The 9,314-nt window shown below is 49.4% G+C and carries 8 protein-coding genes, 3 tRNA genes, 2 pseudogenes and 1 other annotated feature; of the genes and pseudogenes, 9 read left to right on the top strand and 4 right to left on the bottom strand.

What is annotated here, in order from left to right; all coding sequences use genetic code 11:
• Positions 1-479: 479 nt before the first annotated feature.
• The gene (locus Q5Y71_RS15925; protein WP_306043079.1) at positions 480-740 is read right to left on the bottom strand and encodes a transposase; all 261 of its coding nucleotides are present in this window, start codon (positions 738-740) and stop codon (positions 480-482) included.
• Positions 741-1,478: 738 nt separating this feature from the next.
• Between Q5Y71_RS15925 and Q5Y71_RS15920 the strand changes: the two genes are divergently transcribed.
• The gene (locus tag Q5Y71_RS15920; RefSeq protein ID WP_301414142.1) at positions 1,479-1,934 is read left to right on the top strand and encodes a hypothetical protein; all 456 of its coding nucleotides are present in this window, start codon (positions 1,479-1,481) and stop codon (positions 1,932-1,934) included.
• Positions 1,935-1,980: 46 nt separating this feature from the next.
• On the opposite strand, the gene Q5Y71_RS15915 is transcribed toward Q5Y71_RS15920, so the two are convergent.
• The 3 genes from Q5Y71_RS15915 to folD are packed head-to-tail and all read right to left on the bottom strand — an operon-like array spanning position 1,981 to position 4,542.
• Positions 1,981-2,994: a class I SAM-dependent methyltransferase gene (locus Q5Y71_RS15915; RefSeq protein ID WP_306043078.1), complete on the bottom strand. Its 1,014-nt coding sequence runs from the start codon at positions 2,992-2,994 to the stop codon at positions 1,981-1,983.
• A gap of 5 nt (positions 2,995-2,999) precedes the next feature.
• Positions 3,000-3,704 (bottom strand): 16S rRNA pseudouridine(516) synthase RsuA, encoded by a 705-nt coding sequence (gene rsuA, locus Q5Y71_RS15910; RefSeq protein WP_306043077.1) that lies wholly within the window; start codon positions 3,702-3,704, stop codon positions 3,000-3,002.
• Entirely contained in the window at positions 3,697-4,542 is an 846-nt protein-coding gene (gene folD / locus Q5Y71_RS15905) for a bifunctional methylenetetrahydrofolate dehydrogenase/methenyltetrahydrofolate cyclohydrolase FolD (RefSeq protein WP_306043076.1), read from the bottom strand. Before folD ends, rsuA begins: the two co-directional genes overlap by 8 nt.
• Positions 4,543-4,879: 337 nt before the next feature.
• Between folD and Q5Y71_RS15900 the strand changes: the two genes are divergently transcribed.
• The 8 genes and pseudogenes from Q5Y71_RS15900 to Q5Y71_RS15865 all read left to right on the top strand — a co-directional run bounded on the left by Q5Y71_RS15900 (position 4,880) and on the right by Q5Y71_RS15865 (position 8,991).
• Positions 4,880-4,956 (top strand) — tRNA-Pro (locus Q5Y71_RS15900).
• An 18-nt stretch (positions 4,957-4,974) separates the two neighbouring features.
• Positions 4,975-5,051, top strand: a tRNA-Arg gene (locus Q5Y71_RS15895).
• A 112-nt stretch (positions 5,052-5,163) separates the two neighbouring features.
• Positions 5,164-5,239, top strand: a tRNA-His gene (locus Q5Y71_RS15890).
• Between the two features lie 454 nt (positions 5,240-5,693).
• Entirely contained in the window at positions 5,694-6,248 is a 555-nt protein-coding gene (locus tag Q5Y71_RS15885) for a hypothetical protein (RefSeq protein WP_306043075.1), read from the top strand.
• Positions 6,249-6,396: 148 nt separating this feature from the next.
• A pseudogene (locus tag Q5Y71_RS15880) lies at positions 6,397-7,076 on the top strand (helix-turn-helix domain-containing protein); the annotation flags it as partial.
• Positions 7,060-7,687 (top strand): annotated as a pseudogene (locus tag Q5Y71_RS15875) (IS3 family transposase); the annotation flags it as partial. The pseudogenes Q5Y71_RS15880 and Q5Y71_RS15875, both read left to right, overlap by 17 nt.
• Positions 7,338-7,453, top strand: a sequence feature (AL1L pseudoknot). (Overlaps the previous pseudogene by 116 nt.)
• 195 nt (positions 7,688-7,882) lie before the next feature.
• The gene (locus Q5Y71_RS15870) at positions 7,883-8,236 is read left to right on the top strand and encodes a hypothetical protein (RefSeq protein WP_306043074.1); all 354 of its coding nucleotides are present in this window, start codon (positions 7,883-7,885) and stop codon (positions 8,234-8,236) included.
• Positions 8,237-8,508: 272 nt separating this feature from the next.
• On the top strand, positions 8,509-8,991 hold the full coding sequence (locus Q5Y71_RS15865) for a porin family protein (protein WP_306043073.1): 483 nt from the start codon (positions 8,509-8,511) through the stop codon (positions 8,989-8,991).
• Positions 8,992-9,314: the final 323 nt, after the last annotated feature.

Genomic DNA, 9,314 nt, shown 5'->3' with positions numbered 1-9,314 from the left:
AAATTCACTATGCCACTACACTTGCAACGCAAACCCCAAAATGCCCCTAGGTCCAAGAGACATCAATAGCCTGCACTGCAGAGTGTCGTGATGGAACTGATACTGGGGTAGTAAATCAGGTAATGATGACCGGAATTAACTGGTAGTAGCTCTTGCTTGATCTGATGGGGAAGTCGAACACAATACCGACACTCCCCCTTCTCAACAGTAAGTTCAAGATCGATAAATATACCGTTGCCCGAGCCTTTCCCACACATAGACAGGCTCTGTCTTTCGCATCGCCAACCTGCTGGATAAAGACCTTATAAACTGAGGGCTATTGTTCAGGGTAGTGAAAGGTGGAAAGAGACTTTAGATGGTTGACACTGATGATAGTAAATATCCACCGGCAAAGCCGGTGGCTTTAATCGTGAACCGCTCAAAGCGGTCTGTACGGAACTAACGTTCTTTGAACCCCCCAAAGGGGGCTGCCTATATCTTCATACCAAGTTCAGTTGCTCTACTCGTCGATCTTCCTTCTCCTGATGACGAATATACTCCCTGATCACATTCTCATCACGACCAACGGTGGACGCAAAGTAACCTCTCGCCCAGAAGTGTTGCCCTGCATAATTTCTACGCCGGCCAGAGTAGGTCCTCGCAATGTAAATAGCACTTTTACCTTTGATATATCCCACCACCTGAGAGACTGATGTGGTTATAGTTTCCCGGACACACAAACACGGGTAATATTCCGTCAAACTATGCGTGCCTCCCTGGCAAAGCCGGGGGTCTCCCTTTTGGACTAGTGCATTTATTATACATTGTTTTGTTCACCCACACCTATATCTGCGCAGGACTATCGATTGGCGGGTGATGAAATGCACTATAAGCAGATCAAAACTAGGCTCACAAGAATGATGGATTAACCGCCGCTTCGTTTCACTTGCCCATGAGCCTATTGAAAACGATGATTACTGAAATTTTCAACATATTCAAAGACAATGGATAAAAAACAAACATACCAGTGCCCAGGGGCGAGTTTGCCGAACTCAAAACGTTTGGGCAGGATCTGCAAACCTTATAGCTAATGGCAGTTATTATAACGACAACGGACATCAGGTTGGTTGGCCAGTGCCAATTGACTCACCGCTCGGCATCAGAAATGAGAGGCTTGCCGTGCCCCCGCCTGAAACTGCCCACAGCCTGTCTTGCCATGTTGAAAAATCTAGCCACTGCGCCACTTCTTTATGCAGTCTTCCACTGTCATCTGCTCCCACTTGGCAGGCACGAGGTACCAGTACAGTTTTAAGAACACTTCAAGGGGGGTGGATCAAAACTCCCTGTACATTATTACAACAGTTGTTGCTCTGGGGTTTGAGTATAGAACCAATCAGTCAACTTGTGTTTCTGTCATGTCAATGATGATATTGATTGGCGCCCTTTGTTACCCGTTGCCTATACTGGAATAAGCGACGTACTTTTTCCAGGGCCGGTCGATGCGGTACAAAACTGTTGAGGAAGTGATTCAAGAAGGCAGGGATTTTCACGCCAAACTGGCGTTACAATACGAAGAGTACGAGCAGTTGGCTACCAATAAACGGGTTGAATTATTATTGGATCAACTCAGGCGGCGGGAAGATTCCATGAAGCATTCGCTGGAAAATTTTCATGCGGATTTACCACCCGGCGCTCTGCATACCTGGGTACAGTTTGCCCCGGAAGGGCGGGAAAAAGAATTTTTGCAGCGACTGCGCTGCATAGATATTGATAGCCTCGATGATATTGCCAAATTTGCCCTGGATATAGAAATCTACCTGGCAGACCAGTATCGGGATTTGTCTCAGGGCGCAGAAACCCCCTCTGCAAGGGAAGCCTTTGAACGCCTGCGCCAGTTGGAAGAGCTTGAAGAGCACACTCTATCTATGAACCTGTTCAATCTGCGCGACTACTGAGTCAATCCATGTCCAACTTCCTTTCAACTGGGTCGAAAGCTATCTATCAAAGACGCAGCTTGTAGACACAGAATCCATTTTCTTTGCAGATCAGTTGCACATCAGAGTAGTAACGCAGACCTTTTTCCACTAAAGAGATAAACGCATTCACCACAAAAAGCGTTGTTCCAGTTGATTTCAGAAGCCGGGCACTGTTATGTAAGAATCGATTAGTCAGCCCTCCCTCCACTTGGAACCCCTGGTGGAACGGGGGGTTACACAGCACCAGATCAGCGATGCCACAATCAAGTTCTGCACCGGCATCAGAGGGTGTGACGACACCGGTCAAACCCAGTGTGCGGAAATTTTTTTTACAGGCAAACAGGGCGGCAGCATTATTGTCAGTTGCGGTAAAATGGAAGTTACCCCGTGATGCCAGTTGGATACTGAGATAACCATACCCACAGCCCAGATCCACGATGCGGGCGCCCTCCTTGGGCAGTTCAGTGGTGAATTGCCGGGCAAGTAAAGCACTGCCTCTGTCAATCTTGTTCCAGCCAAACAGCCCCGGTTTGCTGTACAGACCGCCAAGCTCGGGCAGGCTGCGCAACCGGGGGTAGTTCATTTCTCCGATCAATTTCCCGCCATTCACATGACTGATACGGTTGATACTGGAATAGTCATTGCCGTGCTTCTGCAATTGTTTGGCAGTACCAAGGCGCTCAGCTGCTTTTGCCGCATAGCTTTTGATACCACTTTGTTTTTCTCCCAGCAGTACCAACTCACCACCCTCACCAAGAAATCGTGGGGCCTGATTGATGATGTGGTGAACAACCGCTTTTTCCTTGGATACCGGATAAACAATGCGGCGATAGCTGCGGCTTAGCTCCTCGAAGTGAAAGTCGTTAAAAAAGCTGCGTGCGGCTATACCCACCGCCAATCCAGCAATATCCCAGCGGTTGGTGAGTAAATCACCGTTGAAGTGAAATCCTGACTGCAGGAGAGGCTTACTGTTTTCATCGGCGATCCACAAAGTTTCCCTTGGGGCCTGGAGCAGCTCCTGGAGTAGAAGGGCTGACATGCTGATTACTTTACCGAAGCAATTTCATCTGGGGAAAGAAAGCGGTATTCACCTTCCCTGAGCGCTTCATCCAGGGAGATATCGCCAATTTTTTCCCGGTGCAGTGCCAGAACTTTGTTACCTAGGGCCGCAAACATTCGCTTAACCTGATGATAGCGACCTTCACCGATAGTTACACGGGCTTCATTGGCAAAGAGTATCTGAAGTCTGGCAGGCCTGGTTCTCCTCCTTTCGCTATTCAGCCAAATGCCCTTGGCAAACTTTGCCACCGCCGTCGCCTCAATCTTGTCTGCCAACTGGGCGTAATAGGTCTTTGCACAGTGATGGTTAGGTGAGGTCACCTTGTGAGACCACTGGCCATCATCGGTCAGTAGTACCAGTCCGGTGGTATCGATATCCAGGCGCCCGGCGATATGCAGCCTGCCTGTGTTTGGTTCCTCAATTAAATCGAGCACCGTTGGATGTTTGGGATCTTTTGTGGCGCTTACATAACCCATAGGTTTGTTCAGCATAATATAGCGAGGTCCCGGTTTCAGCAAAGGCACGCCATCCAGGCACAAAGAATCGCTTGCCTGCACCTTGACCGCTGGGTCAGTCACCACCTGATCATTCACGCTAATCCGCTGTGCCTTAGCCGCGCGCTTGGCATCGGAGCGGGAGAGACCGGTTACCTGGCTAACTGCCTTGTCCAATCGAATCGGGCTAGCCAATCTTGCGTTCACCAGAGTCAACGGTCTGATAGATAAGAGTATTAATAGTCATAGGACCAACACCACCTGGAACCGGAGTATAAGCGGCTACGCGCTGGGTGAGCGGCCCCAGCTCAATATCACCCACACCACCCGGGTGATAACCGGCATCCACCACAACCGCACCATTCTTGATCCATTCCGCCTTGATGAACTCCGGCTTGCCCACAGCCCCTACCACGATATCTGCACGAAGGATATGCCCGGGCAGATTATGGGTACGGGAATGACAGATAGTGACTGTAGCATTGGCATTAAGCAGCATAGCCGCCATGGGCTTGCCCAGGATAGGGCTGCGACCGACAACCACAACATCCTTGCCTTCCAGCGCAATATTGTAGGCCTCCAGCAGGCGCATAATGCCTTTGGGTGTCGCGCAGCCATAGGCTTTCTCACCCATCGCCATACGCCCGAAACCCAGGCAGGTCACACCGTCTACATCTTTTTCCAGGCTGATAGCATCGAAGCAAGCGCGCTCTTCAATCTGCGCCGGCACCGGGTGCTGCAACAGAATGCCATGGACGTTGGAGTTGCTGTTGAGTTCTTCGATCTTGGTAAGCAGTTGCTCAGTAGTAGTAGAGGAAGGCAACTCAACCTGCATGGAGCCCATGCCAATGCGATGGCAGGCATTGCCCTTCATCTTCACGTAAGTGGCGGAGGCGGGGTCATTGCCAACCAGGATGGTCGCCAGGATAGGGGTTTGGCCACCACTTTTTTCCTTAAGTGCGGCTACTCGAACTGAGAGTGCCTCTTCAGTTTTCTGTGCCAGAGCCTTGCCGTCCAGAATCAGTGCAGACATAGATGCTATCTCAATCATTAACAGGTCATGTGCTATAGACCGGAATCTGCCTCAAAGCCCTCTTACTAGAGGGGACTGACAAAGCGGATTTCAGAGCGGATTGGCAAGCTGCCCGGTCAAAATCGCATAATCTGCCATTTTCGCATAGGTTGAAAATAATTTCGTCACTTCCGGGCTTTGATGGGCAATAGAATAAACCTCTTAAAAAATAATAGTTTAGAGGCGTTGACTCCTGAGGAGGTGGGCAGTACTATGCGCGCACTTCGCCGGCAACTCAGTCTGCAAAGCCTCTGTCCAGAGGGTAATATAGATTGAATAGATGCGAAGAGTTGGTATGCGGGGCATAGCGCAGTCTGGTAGCGCGCCTGCTTTGGGAGCAGGATGTCGGGGGTTCGAATCCCTCTGCCCCGACCAATCAGCCGGTTTTACCTTGCGCCCGTAGCTCAGCTGGATAGAGCATCCGCCTTCTAAGCGGATGGTCGCAGGTTCGAGTCCTGCCGGGCGTGCCACCTTCCAGGTGGTTCTGGTTTGGCATAAAGGGCTTGGCCCTCGCCAGTCTGGTGCGAGTTTGACCCGGTATTTCAGTACAGCCACAAAGTACTGAAGCATATCACTGATATGGTGGCCGTAGCTCAGTTGGTAGAGCACAGGATTGTGGCTCCTGAGGTCGCGGGTTCAATCCCCGTCGGCCACCCCAAATAAGCCTTTAAAATCAGGCAGTTAAAGACCCTCTTCTCTGGAGGGTTTTTTGTTTTTGGCGCTGGTGTGGTAATTTCGCGCACAATCGAATTTTGCGATGAGCACTTTTGGACATTTATATAGTAGTTTTCGGATCGTCGTATCCTCGTCTTGCTATTAGCCTTTAGCCTGCTTGCGCCTGGCTTTGCTCAGCAAAGATAGATTTAGGTGCAAAATATACCCAGGTCGCGTGACAAGCGCTTTTTTAAATTGGCAAGAAAGCAACGATATTTAAGTTGATCCTACTGCCTAGGCAACAGGGATTTGGTGTGGAAGGTCAAGCAAGTTTCTGGCTGTACTAATTGCACCTTGTTCCCGCTGCTCTTGGCAACAAAAGCATATCTATTGATAGTTACATATGCCCGACTATCAAAGATATTTAAAAACTTTAACATTGGGCAGAAGAGAATATCATGAAAAAACTAGCAGCATTGTCACTATTATCCGCATTGCTATTTGTAATTGCCGGCTGCGAAACGACCTCAACTAGACCTTATACTTCCTCTACAAAAAATGTAGTGATGGTGCAAAATAAAATTAAGGCATCATATGAGAAAATAAAGCTGGGTGAGTTTAAACAGGCGGAGAACTCTGGATCATTACTTTGCCGTTTAAATGGGCCTGTAGATGTGTCGCCAGGAAAAAGTCAAGCAGAATTTATAAAAGAAGCGTTTCAGACAGAATTGTTCTTGGCCCAAGTTTACGATCCTACGAGTGATATTGAGCTTTCCGGCACTCTTAATAGCATAAAGTTTAGTTCTGTCTCTCCAGCATACTGGACGCTTAACTTTACAATATCTTCAAATAAATCTGCTGGTTATACAGTAGAGACTGTGTATCCATTTAAAACAAGTTTTTCTGCTTTTGGGGCTTGTAGAAATGTTGCAGAGGCATTTACTCCGGCGGTTCAAGCACTTATCTCGGAAATTTTGGGAAACCCTAATTTTTCAGAGTTAGTTGAAGGATAATATAGCGAAGAAAAACAAAGAGTTATTGTCAATTCTGGTGTTCAACTGTATTAGTTCAGACCAAATCTGACACATCTCCTTGAAAAGGGGGGTTTACCGGTTTTGATGAAGGTGACGAAACCTGAAACCAAAACCAAGGATAAACCCCATGATTCATACTAACGATCGCATCATTAAACACAAGACCGGTCTGCTCAATCTGGCGGAAGAACTCGGAAATATCTCCAAAGCCTGCAAGATGCTCGGCGTATCGCGAGACACCTTCTATCGTTACAAAGAAGCCGTATCCAGCGGCGGCGTGAACGCCCTGCTGAAGAAGAAGCAGTGCTGGCTTATGCCCTTGAAGAGCCTGCTCATGGGCAGGTACGGGTATCCAATGAGCTACGTAAGCGCGGTGTCTTTGTGTCGTCTAGCGGGGTTCGCAGTATCTGGTTACGGCATGACCTGGCTAACTTCAGGCTCCGCCTGAAAGCCCTTGAAGTCAAAGTGGCAAAGGAAGGTCTGATTCTCACTGAATCACAGGTTCAGGCTCTGGAACGCAAACGCCATGATGACGAAGCCTGCGGCGAAATTGAGACCCAACATCCTGGTTACTTGGGCTCCCAGGACACCTTCTACGTTGGGACATTCAAAGGTGTTGGACGTGTATACCAGCAGACCTACGTTGACACCTATGCAAAAGTGGCACACTGCAAGCTGTATACAACAAAGACGCCAATCACTGCAGCAGACCTTCTGAATGACCGTGTGCTGCCATTCTATGAATCACCCCGGGTTTCTCGGAGGCTAACTTTCTTGAGAGAATTAGCCGATGAGCAAACGACCTGGATACTCTCCCGAGGTACGGGAACGCGCAGTTCGCATGGTGTTGACCGGCGAGCACGAGCATCAATCACGTTGGGCAGCGATCACATCTATTGCCTCCAAGATCGGCTGCACACCCGAGACCCTACGATTATGGGTCAACAAGATGGAAGTCGACAATGGTACTAAGCCCGTCACCACCAGCGGTGACGCAGCCCGTCTCAAAGAACTGGAGCGTGAAGTCCGCGAGCTGAAGCGCGCTAACGAGATCTTGCGCAAGGCTGCCGCTTTTTTCGCCCAGGCGGAGCTCAACCGCAAACCGAAGTAATGGTGCATTCATTGACCAGGAGCGTGAGGCGCACGGTGTCGAGTCAATCTGTGAGGTTCTGCCGATTGCACCGTCGACCTTCTACCGCTGCAAGCATCTACAAGCCAATCCAGAGCAACGCTGTGTGCGCGCTCAACGTGACGATGAGCTGAAATCTGAGATCCAGCGGGTCTTCGAAGAAAACCATCACGTCTATGGTGCTCGCAAGATCTGGAAGCAGCTTAACCGAGAGGATGTAAAGGTCGCCCGATGCACAGTTGAACGATTGATGAAGGTGCTACAGCTGGAAGGCGTCCGAAGAGGCAAATGGAAAGGGCTGGATGAGGTTGAACGCGCAACCTTGACCCGGGTCGACTGGTTTAACCATCGCCGCATTCTTTGGCCAATTGGCGACATGCCTCCAGCCGGATACGGAAACCTGTATTATCAACAAACCGAGTCTGCCCAAGCGGCATGACTCAAATCAAATTGCCTCCGACAAACCCGAGGGGATTCACATGAGATGGTCGACTACATACAAGCCTGCGATATCAGCAATGCCGGAGAAGACGAGCACTTTTACAAACTGACCACCGGCATCTATACCGGTGATATTGCGCGCATCTCGCAGGTACGCAACCCCATCTATCTGGACCAGGACGGCAGCCCCGACCAGTTCGCCTACAAGATGATCGGTGCCTTCGTCACCACCGATAACCAGGTGCGCAGTAATGCCGACGGCACGCCCTGGGAAACGCCGGGCAAGGTGGAAACCCTGCAGGCCTCCGCGGTAGCCGAAGGCACTGAGAACGAGGCCGTGTGGCGTATGGAGTACATCCAACGTACGGTGAGCCTGCGGGTGGTGATTGGGGAATGAAAGGACTCTTGTAAGATCTACTGCTCTATCTGGCATAAACACCAGTGTTCACCATAGCTTTATTAAATGTTGTAACTATATGATTAAAAAGGATTTTGTGGCGTTTTCGCAGTATTGATTTTGAGGTAGTACTCTGCTTAACCCATGCCAGAGCGAAGGGCGCAAAGAGTCTGATGGGCACTGGATTAAAAAAACACTTTACTCAAAATTTTTTCACTTTATAATTCGGCAGCTTTTGCATTTTAATAGTTTAGTGGTATAGGAGCGAAAGAATGTATTTTAAGCTTAAGGCTTTGGGGGCAGCAGCAGTTTTAGTGTGCTCAGCTGCTGTTCAGGCGGAAGGAGCCTATGTTGGTGGCACTTTTGGTGCGATGAATGTTGATGCTAAATATGCTGATAAGAACCCCCTCAACGCCGGTATTCGCGGAGGTTATACTTGGAATTCTGGCTTGGGCATTGAGGCTGAGTTCACCGGTTCTGCGTCTGACGGCGAACTGGATGATGGCTCAGATTACTCTATTTCCACCCAGGCATTGTATGCAACTTATCGTACTCAGGGAGATATTTATTTCAAGGGGCGCCTCGGCTACCTCCATGAAAAAGTGAAGGCCTTCCGTGAGGTTTCCGATGACGGCTTCTCCGCGGGCATTGGGGCCGGTTTTAAGCTGACTGAGAATCTTTCCTTTGAGGCTGAGTACACACTTGTCGAGCAGGATGTAGACTATTGGTCCGGTTCCCTGGTTTATCATTTTTAAACTCGCTTATTTCAAATGCGGCCTAGTGGCCGCACTTGGCTTAGCGCAACCCCTCTACAAACCCCTCGCAAAGCATAAAGCTTGCATGTCAGTACTGTACACATAGAACGGGGAAGCGAACAAAGTAGTGTGGTGTATGGAGTGCACCCAGCGCACGGTGAGCCTGCGGGTAGTGATTGGGGAGTGAAAGGAGATCTCTTTGGCAAAAGATATTCCGCGCAAGGCCAAGCAGCTAAAACTGGATGTGATTCAGAAGAAAATCAATGCAGTGGCTGCTAAAGCTCGCAAATAGCCAGAGCCGTCCCTTCTTTGGTTGCTTTATT

The sequence above is a fragment of the Microbulbifer sp. 2205BS26-8 genome (assembly GCF_030731025.1).
GTDB lineage: Bacteria > Pseudomonadota > Gammaproteobacteria > Pseudomonadales > Cellvibrionaceae > Microbulbifer > Microbulbifer spongiae.
This window is presented reverse-complemented; position numbering and strand designations above follow the sequence as displayed.